Annotated in this window: 18 protein-coding genes; 12 read left to right on the top strand and 6 right to left on the bottom strand. The window is 69.9% G+C overall.

What is annotated here, in order from left to right; genetic code table 11:
• The 3 genes from KUTG_RS40765 to KUTG_RS40775 all read left to right on the top strand — a co-directional run.
• Nucleotides 1-400 (top strand): helix-turn-helix transcriptional regulator (locus KUTG_RS40765; protein WP_198047481.1); only part of this gene is annotated, 400 nt, incomplete at its 5' end.
• Between the two features lie 35 nt (nt 401-435).
• Nucleotides 436-1,338 (top strand): ABC transporter ATP-binding protein, encoded by a 903-nt coding sequence (locus tag KUTG_RS40770; RefSeq protein ID WP_043724700.1) that lies wholly within the window; start codon nt 436-438, stop codon nt 1,336-1,338.
• Nucleotides 1,335-2,171, top strand: coding sequence for an ABC transporter permease subunit (locus tag KUTG_RS40775; RefSeq protein ID WP_043724703.1), 837 nt, complete (start codon nt 1,335-1,337; stop codon nt 2,169-2,171). Before KUTG_RS40770 ends, KUTG_RS40775 begins: the two co-directional genes overlap by 4 nt.
• Before the next feature lie 4 nt (nt 2,172-2,175).
• On the opposite strand, the gene KUTG_RS59560 is transcribed toward KUTG_RS40775, so the two are convergent.
• Nucleotides 2,176-2,352, bottom strand: coding sequence for a hypothetical protein (locus KUTG_RS59560; protein WP_157495136.1), 177 nt, complete (start codon nt 2,350-2,352; stop codon nt 2,176-2,178).
• Nucleotides 2,353-2,575: 223 nt separating this feature from the next.
• On the opposite strand from KUTG_RS59560, the gene KUTG_RS59565 reads away from it, so the two are divergent.
• Complete coding sequence (locus tag KUTG_RS59565; protein WP_157495138.1) at nt 2,576-2,740, top strand: hypothetical protein; 165 nt, start codon at nt 2,576-2,578, stop codon at nt 2,738-2,740.
• Between the two features lie 154 nt (nt 2,741-2,894).
• On the opposite strand, the gene KUTG_RS40780 is transcribed toward KUTG_RS59565, so the two are convergent.
• A complete protein-coding gene (locus KUTG_RS40780; protein WP_157494705.1) occupies nt 2,895-4,118 on the bottom strand; it encodes an integrase catalytic domain-containing protein in 1,224 nt (407 codons plus the stop codon).
• A 525-nt stretch (nt 4,119-4,643) separates the two neighbouring features.
• Nucleotides 4,644-4,868 (bottom strand): DUF2630 family protein, encoded by a 225-nt coding sequence (locus KUTG_RS40785; RefSeq protein WP_043732349.1) that lies wholly within the window; start codon nt 4,866-4,868, stop codon nt 4,644-4,646.
• A 108-nt stretch (nt 4,869-4,976) separates the two neighbouring features.
• Between KUTG_RS40785 and KUTG_RS40790 the strand changes: the two genes are divergently transcribed.
• The 4 genes from KUTG_RS40790 (at nt 4,977) to KUTG_RS40805 (ending at nt 8,906) form a co-directional block, all read left to right on the top strand.
• Nucleotides 4,977-6,203: a S1C family serine protease gene (locus KUTG_RS40790; RefSeq protein ID WP_198047482.1), complete on the top strand. Its 1,227-nt coding sequence runs from the start codon at nt 4,977-4,979 to the stop codon at nt 6,201-6,203.
• A gap of 2 nt (nt 6,204-6,205) precedes the next feature.
• Entirely contained in the window at nt 6,206-7,105 is a 900-nt protein-coding gene (gene mmuM / locus KUTG_RS40795) for a homocysteine S-methyltransferase (protein ID WP_043724705.1), read from the top strand.
• Nucleotides 7,106-7,244: 139 nt separating this feature from the next.
• A complete protein-coding gene (locus KUTG_RS40800) occupies nt 7,245-7,955 on the top strand; it encodes a class I SAM-dependent methyltransferase (RefSeq protein ID WP_043724707.1) in 711 nt (236 codons plus the stop codon).
• 3 nt (nt 7,956-7,958) lie between these two features.
• A complete protein-coding gene (locus KUTG_RS40805) occupies nt 7,959-8,906 on the top strand; it encodes an ABC transporter substrate-binding protein (RefSeq protein ID WP_043724709.1) in 948 nt (315 codons plus the stop codon).
• On the opposite strand, the gene KUTG_RS40810 is transcribed toward KUTG_RS40805, so the two are convergent.
• On the bottom strand, nt 8,869-9,420 hold the full coding sequence (locus KUTG_RS40810; RefSeq protein ID WP_043724714.1) for a TetR/AcrR family transcriptional regulator: 552 nt from the start codon (nt 9,418-9,420) through the stop codon (nt 8,869-8,871). The two genes, KUTG_RS40805 and KUTG_RS40810, sit on opposite strands and share 38 nt — an antisense overlap.
• Before the next feature lie 87 nt (nt 9,421-9,507).
• Between KUTG_RS40810 and KUTG_RS40815 the strand changes: the two genes are divergently transcribed.
• Both KUTG_RS40815 and KUTG_RS40820 read left to right on the top strand, forming a co-directional pair.
• Nucleotides 9,508-10,359, top strand: a complete 852-nt coding sequence (locus tag KUTG_RS40815) for an LLM class flavin-dependent oxidoreductase (RefSeq protein WP_043724716.1) — start codon at nt 9,508-9,510, stop codon at nt 10,357-10,359.
• A 10-nt stretch (nt 10,360-10,369) separates the two neighbouring features.
• Nucleotides 10,370-10,792 carry a GNAT family N-acetyltransferase gene (locus KUTG_RS40820; protein WP_043732354.1) on the top strand — a complete coding sequence of 141 codons (423 nt, stop codon included), beginning with the start codon at nt 10,370-10,372 and terminating at the stop codon, nt 10,790-10,792.
• Here the strand turns inward: KUTG_RS40820 and KUTG_RS54560 are convergent.
• Entirely contained in the window at nt 10,789-11,922 is a 1,134-nt protein-coding gene (locus KUTG_RS54560) for a methyltransferase domain-containing protein (RefSeq protein ID WP_052395991.1), read from the bottom strand. The genes KUTG_RS40820 and KUTG_RS54560 overlap by 4 nt on opposite strands.
• 44 nt (nt 11,923-11,966) lie before the next feature.
• Nucleotides 11,967-12,629, bottom strand: a complete 663-nt coding sequence (locus tag KUTG_RS40830) for a TetR/AcrR family transcriptional regulator (RefSeq protein ID WP_043724719.1) — start codon at nt 12,627-12,629, stop codon at nt 11,967-11,969.
• A 95-nt stretch (nt 12,630-12,724) separates the two neighbouring features.
• On the opposite strand from KUTG_RS40830, the gene KUTG_RS40835 reads away from it, so the two are divergent.
• Together KUTG_RS40835 and KUTG_RS59570 are read left to right on the top strand one after the other, a co-directional pair.
• Nucleotides 12,725-13,153 (top strand): DUF4386 domain-containing protein, encoded by a 429-nt coding sequence (locus KUTG_RS40835; RefSeq protein WP_052395992.1) that lies wholly within the window; start codon nt 12,725-12,727, stop codon nt 13,151-13,153.
• Between the two features lie 54 nt (nt 13,154-13,207).
• A complete protein-coding gene (locus KUTG_RS59570; RefSeq protein WP_157495140.1) occupies nt 13,208-13,357 on the top strand; it encodes a hypothetical protein in 150 nt (49 codons plus the stop codon).
• Nucleotides 13,358-13,377 lie beyond the last annotated feature (20 nt).

Here is a 13,377-nt window from a genome sequence, read left to right on the forward strand (position 1 = left end):
CGCCGCGTTCGAGGGCGCCGGCATGCGGCTCTATCAGGCCCAGGCCCACATGTTCGCCGGCTCCGTGCTGGAGGACCGCACCGCCGCCATGGCCGAATTCGGCCGGGCCAAGGCTTTGTTCGGCGCCTGCGGGGCGGAACCGCTGTTCCGGCAGGCGGAGATCCACCAGCGCCGGGTCGGCGGCCGCACCCGCAAGCCCAGCCAGGACGGTCCGGTGCAGCTGAGCGACCGTGAGCGCCAGATCGCCGAGCTCGTGGCCGCCGGCCACACCAACCGGCTGATCGCCGAGCAGCTGTTCATGAGCCCGAAGACCGTCGAGGCGCACCTGTCCCGGATCTTCACCAAGCTCGGCGTGAAGACGCGGGCCGCCGTCGCCGCGGCGTGGAGCCAGGGTTTCTGAGAGTGCTGTCAGGACGGTCGTAGCACTCTACGGTCGTGATTGAAGTCAACGGTGTGACCAAACGGTACGGGGCGAAGGTCGCTGTCGACGACCTGTCGTTCACTGTGCGACCGGGCGCGGTGACCGGCTTCCTCGGCCCCAACGGGGCCGGGAAATCCACCACCATGCGCATGATTCTGGGGCTGGACCGGCCAACCTCCGGCGACGTGCTGGTGAACGGCCGGCACTACGCCGAGCACGCCGCGCCGCTGCGGGAGGTCGGCGCGCTGCTGGAGGCCAAGGCCGTCCACACCGGACGGTCCGCGTACCACCACCTGCTGGCGATGGCCCTGACCCACGGCATTCCGCGCCGTCGGGTCGAGGAGGTCATCGACCTGGTCGGTCTGCGCGAGGTGGCCCGCAAGCGGGTCGGCGGCTTCTCGCTGGGCATGGGGCAGCGGCTGGGCGTCGCCGCCGCGCTGCTGGGCGATCCGGCGACGTTGATCCTGGACGAACCCGTCAACGGGCTCGATCCAGAAGGCGTGCGCTGGATCCGGAACCTGCTGCGGTCGCTGGCGTCCGAGGGGCGGACGGTTTTCGTCTCCTCGCACCTGATGAGCGAGATGGCGCTGACCGCCGACCACCTGATCGTCGTCGGCCGGGGCAAGTTGATCGCCAATGCCTCGATGGCCGAGTTCACCGCCATGATGGACGCGAGCGTCCGGGTCCGCGCCCGTGAGGCGGAGGAGCTGCGGGAGCGGCTCGTCGGCCCGGGTGTGACCGTGGAGCTCATCGCGCCCGATGTGTTGCAGGTGCACGGCATGGACAGCTCGGCCATCGGCCTGGTCGCCTGTCGGCACGCCATCGCCCTCGACGAGCTCACGCCCGTCACCGCGTCGCTTGAGGACGCGTTCATGGACATGACCAAGGACGCGGTCGAATACCGGGAGGCGTCATGACCGCCGTGGCCTCGAAGCCCGTTGCTGCGCGCACCGCACTGCCCGACAGCGTGCGCGTGACCCTCCCGCGCGTGCTGCGCGCGGAATGGTCCAAGTTCTGGTCGCTGCGCTCGTCCTACTTCGCGCTCGGCGGCATGGTGCTGGCCATGATCGTCTTCGGCGGGCTGTTCGCCCTCGTGACCGCCAACCAGTACCCCACCATGCCGCCCGCGCGGCAGGCGGCGATCGACCCGGCGCAGGTCAGCCTGCGGGGATACGCCATCGCCCAGCTGGTCATCGGCGTGCTCGGCGTGCTGGTCGTGACCGGCGAGTACGCCACCGGCATGATCCGCTCCAGCATCGCCGCCGCGCCACGCCGCTGGCCCGTGCTGGTCGGCAAGGCCGTCATCTTCGCCGGCATCACCCTGGTCGTGACCGAGATCGCCTCGTTCGCCGCGTTCTTCGTCGGTCAGGCCTTCCTGGCCAGCCAGCACCTCGACGTCGGCCTCGGTGCCGACGGCGTGTTGCGGGGCGTCGTCGGGACCGGGCTGTACCTGACCGTCGTCGGGCTGGTCGGCACCGGCATCGGCTTCGTGCTGCGCAGCACCGCCGGGGCCGTCGCCACCCTGTTCGGGCTGCTGCTCGTCCTGCCCGTGTTGGGCGAGGCGCTGCCGTCCGACTGGGGCGACAAGATCAACCCGTACCTGCCCAGCAACGCCGGGCAGCAGGTGTTGGTCGTCCATCCCGACGCCGCCGCCACCCTCGGCCCGTGGGCCGGTTTCGCGGTGTTCTGCGGGTATGCGCTGCTCGCCCTGCTCGTCGGCGGTTACCTGCTGCGACGACGCGACGCGTGAGGTCCTAGGACGGTCGCCGGTTGGCCCACGAGTCGCCGAGCAGGATCAGCCCGGCGATGGCCACCGGCACCAGCGCGAACACCACCAGGTCGCTGATGACGAGCACGACCGCCACGATCACCAGCGGCACGACCGCCAGGAAGCAGAACGGGTCCAGCGGCCCGAACCGGTTACCGGCCATGGACCGCTCCGGAGGCGGTGCGATGAGTGACGATCACACCGAGAGAGTAGTGATGTCTTCCTGAGGACGCGCAGCCGCACCGCATTCCCACGCTCGGCGCAGGTACCGGCACCGTCCGTGAGGCCCGCACCGCCGTTCCGGTGGCGCAGTTCACCTCGCGTTTGGCCGCCGGTCGTCACCGGGTACGCGATACGCATCCCCCCGGAAGAGCGGAGCCGAGCCCATGACCACCCTGCACCAGCGTGTCCGTCGACCCACCTACCGCACCCGCCCCGTCGAGGACGGCCTCGACATCGGCGCCTGCCGCTGCTCCCGCGTCACCGACTCCCTCGGCCGGCGCATCCTGCACCGCCGCTACACCTGCACCGGCCGCGACGCCCGCTCCTGAGGCCCGGCAGTGCGCCCTGATGGGGGCCGACGCGCACGGATCCGCAGCGCCGGCCCCCATAGGGGCGCTACTGGCGACGTTCTACGCCTTTGACCTGCCGTTTCCCGCCCATCCACAGGCACCGACTTATCCACAGCCACCCTGTTGCCTCATGTCAAGATGCCCGCTTGGGGGTAGTCGTTGCCTCACGAAGAATGCCCGCGTGGGCGAGGGCGGTGGCGAGGTGGGTGAGGTCGGGGGCGAGGACTTCGTGGGCCAGGGCGTCACACAGTGCGACGATCTCGCGGCGGAGGGCGGCGGGGTTGAGGCGCTGGTAGTGCTCGCGCAGGGCGTCGGTGTCGACGATGTCGACGGTGGTGTGGGTCAGGGTGCGTTGGTAGGGGGTTTGGGCGGTGTCGTGTTTCTTGTGGACGGTGGCGCCGTGGCGGGTTTTGGAGATCAGTTTCTGTTGCGGGGTGAAGAAGTTGATCTGGTCGCGGAGTAGGGCGTAGACGCCGTTGAGTAGGTCGAGTTGGGTCTCGCCGGTGTGGCGGTGGTAGCCGACGGTCTGGCGCACGACTGACCAGTTCTTCTGTTCGACGTGGGCGCCGTCGTTTTTGTGGCCGGGGCGGGCTCGGGTGAAGGTGATCTCGTGGTCGCGGCAGTAGGTCAGTAGGTGGGCGTTGATGAACTCGCTGCCGTTGTCGGAGTCGATGCCCAGCACGGGGAACGGGAACCCGGCCACGATCTGGTCGAGGGCGGCTAGGACCCAGACCTCGGCCTTGTTGCGCACGGCGCGGTTTTCGGTCCAGCCGGTGGCGATGTCGGTGACGGTCAGGGTCCAGGCGTGTTCGCCGGTGGCGTTGCCGCCGTCGTGGCTGACCAGGTCGATCTCCACGAAGCCGGGGTGGTCCTCGTCCCAGTCGGCCCAGGTGCGGATGGGAATCTGGGATTTGAGCAGGCTGCCGGGTTTGGTTCGGGCGCGGCCGTGGGGTTGCCAGCGGGCGCGGTCGGGGGCTAGGCGGCGGTCGATGGTGGCCGCGGACATGCGCGCCAGCTGGTAGCGGATCTCGTCGCTGATCGACAGCTCGCCGCAGGCCAGGAGGCGGTCGACGATGTCGGGGAGGAACGGGGCCAGGCGTTTGCCGCAGGGCGCGTCCAGGATCGCCCAGACCTTGCGTAGTGCCGTGATCACCTCGGGGCTGTACACGGGCTCGCGGGTTTTTCGTTGCGGAACACTGGGTTTCGGTCTGGGTGTGGTGCGCAGGGCTTTGCGGGCGTGGTCGCGGTGCCAGCCGGTCAACACGCACAATTCGTCCAAGATCCTGGCTTTGTCGGTCTTGGACGCTGATCGGTAGCGCCGGGCCAGCTGCCTGGTCACGGCCTCGCGTTCGCTCATCGTCAACCCCATCGATCACGATGAGTCACCGCTGCTGGTCAAGGTGAGATGCCACGCCGCCCGCGGGCATTCCTTCGTGAGGCAACGACTCATCCTCCCGGGCATTTTCAATGAGTCAACGCGCCACCCCTCGTCCGAGATCTACTTCGGGCCGGCGTGGGTAGGCTGGGCTTGGGGCGGCCACCCCGGGATAGGGCGGGGGCTGTCTTAGTCGTAGGTGGGGCAACGTTGTCTGTCTACGGGGCTGGTGGCTGCTCGCGGGTAGTTCGACTTCGCGGGTTGACCCGGGCTGCTGAGAGGTGGCGGGTGCTGCGGCACTGGGCCTTGACCTTGCTGGTCGACCTGGACCCGTACGGGCGCACCGGCATCCACCTGCCGACCGCGGGCAGCCGGCACAGCAAACACGGGAGATGGCCAAACCTCGCGCGTGGCTGGGCACATCGCCGAAGCATCCCGGCCCGGGCGCGGCCTGACCAGTACGAACCCCGCCCGGATGGGGCGGGGCCTGTCCAGAGAACGCCCGCGCTACTGGCGGTAGTTCTCGACCTCGCGCGTCGAGCGGGCCGCGGCCTCGTCGGGGTTGCGGCCGAACTCCTCCTTGGCCCGCCGCTGGCGCAGGAGGTCCCAGCAGCGGTCCAGCTCGGCCTCTACCTGCGCCAACCGTGCGGTGTCCGGCTCGTGGTGGCCGCGGAGCGTGTGCTCCTCGTCGACCAGCGCCTTGACCCGTCCCAGCACATCGCCGTCGTCCATGAGCATATTCTTACCCCTCCCTTGACAGCCTGCACTCAGGCTCTCCTCAGGTACGCGAGGTGTAGTGGTGAGGAGCAGCAAAAGCGCCACGGCGTCGAGGAGAGGGCGATGACCCAGCCGTACGGCTACCCGCAGATGCCGGACCAGGGCGGTTACTTCGGCTACCCGCCCCCGCCCCCACCCCCGCCGCCCCCGCGCCGGACGGGGCGAACGGCGCTGACGGTGGTGCTGGCGGTGGCGGCTGGGGTCGCGCTGGGCGCGGCGGCCGGCAACTACATCCCGACTTTGTTGCACGGACAGTCACAGGGCTCGCCGTTGGAGCAGTACACGCTGCCGGGGCAGCCGGGCCGGACCGAGCAGCAGACGCCGGCGGACGGCCAGGGGATCGCCGCCAAGATCGATCCGACGCTGGTCGACATCAACACCACGCTGGGCTTCCAGCAGGCGCAGGCGGCCGGCACGGGCATCGTGCTGTCGTCCAACGGCCTGGTGCTGACCAACAACCACGTGATCAACGGCGCGACCAGCATCAGCGCGGTGGACATCGGCAACGGCAAGACGTACCAGGCCTCGGTCGTCGGCTACGACCGGTCGCACGACATCGCGGTCATCCAGCTCCAGAACGCGTCGGGCCTGGCCGCGGCGCCCATCGGCTCGTCGGCCGGCGTCGCCCAGGGCGACCAGATCCTGGCCATCGGCAACGCGGGCGGCGTCGGCGGCGCACCCAGTGTGGCTGCCGGCACCGTGACGAGCCTGGAGCAGTCGATCACGGCCTCCAGCGAGGACGGCACGTCGGAGCAGCTCACGGGCCTGATCCAGGTCGCCGCCAACGTGCAGCCGGGCGACTCGGGCGGGCCGCTGGTGAACTCCGGCGGACAGGTCATCGGCGTCGACACCGCGGCGTCGCAGGGCTTCCAGATGGACCGTGGCGGGCAGCCGACCGGGGGCGGGCAGGGCTTCGCCATCCCCATCGACCAGGCCATGGCCATCGAGAAGCAGATCGCCGCCCACCAGTCCAGCGCGACCGTGCACATCGGCGACTCCGCCCTGCTCGGCGTGCAGGTCTCGCCGGCCGCGACCGGCCGCGGGCGCCGGGCCCAGGCGGTGAACGGCGCGGTGGTCTCCGGGCTGCTCGCCAACTCGCCGGCCCAGGCCGCCGGCATCTCCGAGGGTGATGTCGTCACGTCCGTCAACGGCCAGGCCGTCGATTCCCCGAACACCCTGACGACGCTGCTGACCCAGTTCCACCCCGGCGACCGGGTGTCGGTCGGCGTGTTGTCGGCCGAGGGCCAGCAGACTGTGACCGTGCAACTCGCGAAGGGTCCGGCCCAGTAGCCATGGCTTTCCGCCTGGACACGCCGCTGGTCCTCGACGGCGGGTTGTCCAACCAGCTCGCCGCCGCCGGCCACGACCTGTCCGATCGGCTGTGGTCGGCACGGCTGCTTCGCGACGATCCGGCGGCCATCGTCGCCGCGCACCGGGCGTATTTCGAAGCCGGCGCGGACATCGCCACCACGGCCAGCTATCAGGCCTCCTACGCCGGTTTCGGCGACGACGCCCCCGAGCTGCTGCGCCTCAGCGTCCGGCTGGCCCGACAGGCCTCGTTCCAGGCCAACGTCGATCGCCGGCTGTGGGTGGCCGCCTCGGTCGGCCCTTACGGCGCGGTCCTCGCCGACGGCTCCGAATACCGTGGCCGCTACGGGCTTTCCCACCGGGAACTCGTCGACTTCCACCGGCCGCGCATCGAGGTGCTGGCCTCCGCCTCGCCCGATGTCCTGGCCCTGGAGACCATTCCCGATGTCGACGAGGCCGAGGCCCTGCTGACCGTCATCGCCGACATCGACATCCCGGTCTGGCTCTCCTTCAGCATCGACGGCTCCGTCACCCGCGCCGGCCAGCCCCTGGCCGAGGCCTTCGCCCTGGTCCGTGACGTGCCCTCGGTTCTGGCCGTCGGCGTCAACTGCTGCGACCCGCTCGACGCCGCGGCCGCCGTTCCGCTGGCCGCCGCCGTCAGCGGCAAGCCCGTCGTCGTGTACCCCAACAGCGGCGAGGGCTGGGATCCCGTCGCCCGCTCCTGGGACGGCAACCCCACGTTCGACCCCTCGCTCGTCCCCACGTGGATCCGTGACGGCGCCCTCCTGGTCGGCGGCTGCTGCCAACTGGGCCCCGCCGACATCACCGCCATATCCACCCACGTCAACCCCGGCGAGTCACGCTCTGCGGCACACCGAATGTAGGTTTCAAGCCGCGAGTCCCGCTCTCGGGCAACCATGTGTCGAGTTTCAGACGACACCATCTTGCCGGCCGACTGCACCATTTCGGTGACACGCCAACGAATCGTCACCACACCCTCGGCGTCGTCGCCACACTGCGACCGTGTCCCACGCGTTCGGAGCCATCGCCGAGGCGTATCACCGGCGCCGGTCCGAGATCCCGCTCGCCGCCTTCGACTGGCTGGTGCCGCAGCCGTGTCGACGGGCAGTGGAACTCGGTGCGGGCACGGGTATTCAGACGCGCCGCCTCGCTGTCTTCGCTGACGAGACGCTGGCCGTGGAGCCCGACCCGAACATGCGAGCGGCCTTCGCCGTCGACAACGCGAAGCTGCTCGCCGGCACGGCCGAGAACATCCCGGTCGACGCCGCCGCCGCGGATCTGGTGGTGGCCTTCGAGTCGTGGCACTGGTTCGCTCAGCCGCAAGCCACGCGCGAGGCGGCGAGGGTTCTCCGCCCCGGAGGAACCCTTGCCGCAGCTTGGAATCTGCCGCAGATCGACAGCGACTGGACCGAGAGGTTCTGGTGGCCGGTCACGTCGGCCCACGACGAGAACCGCCGGCCAGGTCGCCTGATCCTGGCGACAAAAGCGCCGTTCGCGACGCCCCAATACCGTGTGCTGCACTGGACCTGGCGTCGCCACATCGACGACCTGGTCGCCCTGCTCGGCACCTACAGTCGCGTCCTCACGCTGGATCCGGTGGAACGCAAGGAATTCCTCGACCGCCAACGATCAACAGTGCCCGCGGAACCGGACGGCACGGTCGACGTCCGGTTCGCCACGGTCTGCTGGCGAACAGTCCACAAGGGAGCATGAGTCATGCGTCGCATCGCGCTACTGCTGACAATGCTCGTAGTCGTCACGGGGTGCAGCGTGCTCAACGGGACGCAGGAACAGCACGGCAACGGGGAGACGGCGATCCGTGTCGGCGTGATGCAGGTGATCGACACGGCCCCGTTCTATCTGGCCCTGAGCAAGGGATACTTCCGCGACGAGGGGCTGACCATCAAGATCACGCCGACGAAGAGCGGCACGGACAGCCTGCCACTGCTCGCGGGCGACCACATCGACATCGGCTTCGGCAACTGGGCGACGCTGTTCCAGGCGCAGGCCAACGGCACCGGCGACTACCGGGTTCTGGCCGACGGCTCGCAGGGCGCCCCGCACGTGCAGATCGTGGCCACTCGCCCCGATTCCGGTATCCACACCGCGCGGGATCTGGCCGGGAAGACCGTCAGCAGCAATGCCCCCAATGACATCCCGCTGCTCGCGCTCAAGGCCATCCTCCAGGCCGACGGCGTCGATCCGAACACGGTCAAGACGCCCATCGTGCACCACGCCGACACCCCGGCGGCCTTGGCCGGCAAGGAAGTCGACGCCGCGTTGCAGCTGGAGCCGTTCATCACGATCGCCCGCCGACAGGTCGGCACGGTCCCGGTCGTCGACCTCTACGGCCCCGGTCCCGCCCACGATCTCCCCATCGCCGGCTACTTCGCGCTCGACAAGTTCACGCAGCAGAAGCCCAACGCCGTCGCCGCCTTCCGGCGCGCAATCGAACGCGGGGCCGCCGACGCGCGCGATGTCGTTGCCGTGCAACGGATCCTGCCGACCTTCGTCGGGGGAGTGACGCCCGCCATCGCCAAGGAGGTCGCGATCCCGGTGTTTCCGACCTCGGTGTCACGGGAGCGCTTGCAGCGGGTCGCCGACCTGATGCTGACCTACGGCCAGCTCAAGGAGAAGCTGGACGTGGCGCGGCTAGTCCGCTGACCAGCAGCCGGACCAGGCGGCGTGCGTCGTAGCGGTCGTCCGATCCGATGCACAGGTTGCCGACCCCGCGCATCAGCTCGTACGCCGTGAGATCGCCCTGGATCTCGCCGGCCGCGGCGGCCGCGTCGAGCAGCGAGGTGCACACGGGCACGAGCCGATCGAGGAAGTACTCGTGCAGCGGCCGGAAGTCGTCGGACTGCATCAGGCCGGCCAGACCGTGCTTGGTGACCAGGAAGTCGGCGAACAGGTCGATCCACCGGCCCAGCGCGACGAGCGGCGGGTCGGCGGCCAGCAGGCGCGGGCCCGCCTCGGCGCAGGCCTCGACCTGGTGCCGGTAGACGGCGATGATCAGCTCCGCACGGGTGGGGAAGTGCCGGTAGATCGTGCCCATGCCGACGCCGGCCGTCGCCGCGATGTCGCGCACCGGCGCGTCCACCCCCGAGCGGACGAACACCTCCGCCGCCGCGTCGAGCAGCGCCTGCTGGTTGCGCCGGGCATCCGCGCGCTGGGTCACCGTGCCTCCTTGCTAAACGGAACATTGCTCCGTATCGTTAACGGAGCAATGTTCCGTTTCCCCTAGTGTGCCACCTGGAGGCCAGTCATGCCTCGGTTCGGAATCATGACCGCTCCCATGCAGGCCGACTACGCCGACCTGCGACGCGTCTGGCGTGAGGCCGACGACGTGCCCGCCATCGAGCACGCCTGGCTGTTCGACCACCTCATGCCCATCGGCGGCGACCCCGACGGCCCCATCTTCGAGGGCTGGACCCTGCTGTCCGCCCTCGCCGCCCAGACCAGCCGGCTGCGCCTCGGCGTCATGGTCACCAGCAACCGCTTCCGCCCGCCGGCCGTGCTGGCCAAGATCGCCACCACCGTCGACCACGTCTCCGGCGGACGCCTCGACTTCGGCATCGGCGTCGGCTCACGCCCCGACCACCCCCTGGCCCGCCGCGAATACGCCGCCCACGGCCTGCCCTTCCACGACTCCGCCCACGCCGTCGCCGCCCTGGACGAGGCCTGCACCGTCATCCGTCGCTTGTGGACAGAGGACGCGCCTTTCGACTTCCCGGGCGAGCATGTCTCCCTCACCGGCGCCTTCGGCAACCCCAAGCCTCTCCAGCGCCCTCATCCGCCGCTGCTCATCGGAGGCCGCTCGTCGGCCACCCTGCGCCTCGTCGCCAAGCACGCCGACCTGTGGAACATCCCCGGCGGCGACCTCCCCGACGCCGTCAGCCGCAGCGCGCTGCTCGACCGTTACTGCGCCGAGATCGACCGCGACCCCGCCACCATCACCCGCTCCATCCACCTCGCCGTCTCCTACGACGACCCCGCCACCACCCGTGCCGCCATCAAGGAAGCCGTCGACGCCGGCTTCTCCCACCTCGTCCTCGGCCTCCCCGCCCCCTACCCCGACGGCGTCGCCCACTGGGTCGCCGAGGAGCTCATCGCCTAGGGTGCGGGCCATGGACGAACCGGTGATCGGCCCGGAATCCGAGGTGCCGCTGGAGGAACTGCTGGACCTCTACGGCGCGGTGGGCTGGACGGCGTACACGGGCCATCCGGAGGTGCTGCGGAAGGCCATAGAGGGGTCGTCGTACGTGGTGACGGCGAGGATGGGGGACCGGCTGGTGGGGCTGGCCAGGGCGGTGTCGGACGATGCGACCGTCTGCTACCTGCAAGACGTGCTTGTGCACCCGGAGGCGCAACGTGAAGGCACAGGCCGAAAGCTGGTGGAGGCGGTGCTGGAGCGGTACCGGTCGGTGCGGCAGAAGGTGCTGCTGACGGACGACGAAAAAGCGCAGCGAGCCTTCTACGAAGCCCTGGGATACAAGGAGATCCGGGACTTCGGGGAGGGCACGCTGCGCGCCTTCGTCAGGTTCGACTAGAGGGTGGCGCCGCGGCGGATGACGTAGGTGAAGCTCTCCCACTCGGAGCCGGACATGTCGTCGGGAACGGCGGCGACGACGTCGGAACCGCAGTGGGCGAACAACAAGCGCACCAAGGTGGGGTCCACGCCGAACATCTCCATGCCGCCGTCCTCACGACCCTCGACGACCGGAGCGGCATCGGAAAGCGGCGCGGAGTCGGAATCCGGGGTAGCGGCGACGGGGGAGGCGGCAACCGGAACCGGGGCGCCGGCAACGGAAACGGGAACCCGGACGGAGGTGCCGCCTGCCTCGGCGAACCAGGAAACGGCCTCCTGCACGAGATCCAGCTCCAGTTCGTACGAACCAGGCTCGTCGGGGGCGGCGACGGGGACGTGCATCTCCACGGAGTCACCGGGAGCGATGTCGGACGGGATGTCGGTGCGGCCGTCGTTCCACCGCACGGCCTCCTCGCCCCGCCGCCAGTGGTTGCCGAGGCGGATGAGCTGCCCGGCCGGCCAGACGACGGAGCTCAGGTTGGTGACCCGGGCCCGCACGACGGCGGTCTGCCCGGCGCCGAGGGAGGCGGGCACGTCGAGCGGCTCGATGGCGGCACGCATCGCGTCGAGCGCCAATGACGTGGGCTTGGCCGGCTGGGCCGGCATCTGGAGCACCAGCACACCGCCGGGCTTGGTCACCCGGTGCATCTCGACCAGGCACGCGAGCTGCACGGCCGGCGGCGAGTGCTGGATGGAGATGAGGCTGACCACGGAGTCGAAGGACTCGTCCTCGAACGGCAGCCGGTGCCCGTCGTAGGACGTGAACGAGACCCGGTCCGGGAAACGGTTGATCTTGTTGGCCTCGTCGACCATGGACTGCGCGATGTCCACGCCGACGACGGTGTCGACGTGGGCGGCCAGCCCGTTGCTGAGCCGGCCGGCGCCGCAGCCGAAGTCGAGGGCCCGCGCGCCGAGGGAGAGCCCGGCGGCCGCGGTGAGCTCGCGGACGTGCGCGATGGGCGCGGCGGCGGTGGCCAGGAACTCGTCGGTGTCCCAGCCGCCGCGCCGGCGGTCGGGGTCGGTGAGCACCGCCCACCGCGGGTCGACCCGCCCGAGCTTCTCCCACGTCGACTTCAGCCTGTCCAGTGCCATGCCGCTGATGGTATTTCGCCTCGTCCGAGGCATCGCGCCGGGGCCTAGGAGTGCCATCCCTTGTGGTGCAGGCGTTCGACGCCGTCCAGGAACAGGTCGAGGGTGAACTCGAACTCGAACTGGTCGTCGCAGCCGGGTCCGACGACCGATCCCGGGTCGTGCGGGCTGCTGGTGACGACGGCGACGATGTTGGGGAACTGCATGGCCATGAACTGGGCGACCTCGGGCGGGATCTCGATCGCGGGCGTCGTGTCGTAGAGCTCCTGCGTGAAGCCGTAGATGCGGCTGCCCAGCGCGTGCATGACGTGGTGGGTGAGGTCGACGGACAAGCCTCCGCCGAGGAAGATCCCGATGGTGGAATCCATGTAGGCCAACACGATCGGCGTCGGCGTGGTCTTGGACTCCATGGCCCGCCGGGCCCACGGGTGTCGCAACAGGACGGTCCGCGCCGACAGGATCCGCCGTCGCACGGCCGATCGCCAGTCGAGGCCGTCGACGGGCGCCTCGATCTCCAGCACGACGGCGTCGATCATGCCGTCGAGCAGCTCGTCCTTGTTGGCCACGTGCTTGTACAGCGCCATCGGCACCACGCCGAGCCGCTGGGCCAGGCCCCGCATGCTGACGGCGTCGGCCCCCTCGGCGTCGGCCAGCGCCACTGCCGCGGCGAGCACCCGGTCCCGATTGAGCTGTTCCCGGCGAGCCGGCATGCGCTCCTCCCGAACGGACGGCTTGACAGGTGTACAGCGTACACCTACTGTTCCGGACAGCGAGGTGTACGCCGTACACCCAGGAGGGGAGACGCATGAGATCCGCCGGCGCGCTGTACCTGGTCACGCACGTGACGTCCATAGCCGCGGTGATCCTGTACGACCGGCTGCTGACCGATCCGTCCAGCGGAACGAACCCGAACGTGCAGGTCGGGGCGTTGCTGGAGATCATCCTGGCGCTGGCCGTCATCGGCACCGCCGTCGCGCTGTACCCGTTCGTCAAACGGCACGGCGAGGCCGTCGCCCTCGGCTACATCGGCCTGCGCACGCTGGAGGCGGCGGTCATCGCCGTGGGCGTGCTCCCGCTGCTGGCCCTGCCGTCCGTCGAGGCCACGACGCTGTTCACGCTGCAACAACGGGACGTTCTGCTCGGCCCAAGGCTTCGTCTGCGGCAACGAAACACCGTGCTCGCCGCATCCTCGTGCTCAAGGCCGGTCTGGCGCCGAAGATCGTGCCGATCCTGAGGCCTGGTCGGCGGCCCGCTGCTGTTCCTGGTCAGCGCCGCCCAGCTGCTCGGCGTGGTCGCCCAGTTCTCCGTCGTCGCCGCCGTCCCGGCGATCCCGGTCCTCGCCTGGGAGCTCGGCCTGGCCATCTCGCTGATCGTTCGGGGAAACTCCCGTGAACGTGTCGCCGCGCACGTTCTCCCGAAAACACAAACGCACGGCTAAGATTGGTCTGGCCACTGGAC

The sequence above is a fragment of the Kutzneria sp. 744 genome (assembly GCF_000568255.1).
Taxonomy (GTDB): domain Bacteria; phylum Actinomycetota; class Actinomycetes; order Mycobacteriales; family Pseudonocardiaceae; genus Kutzneria.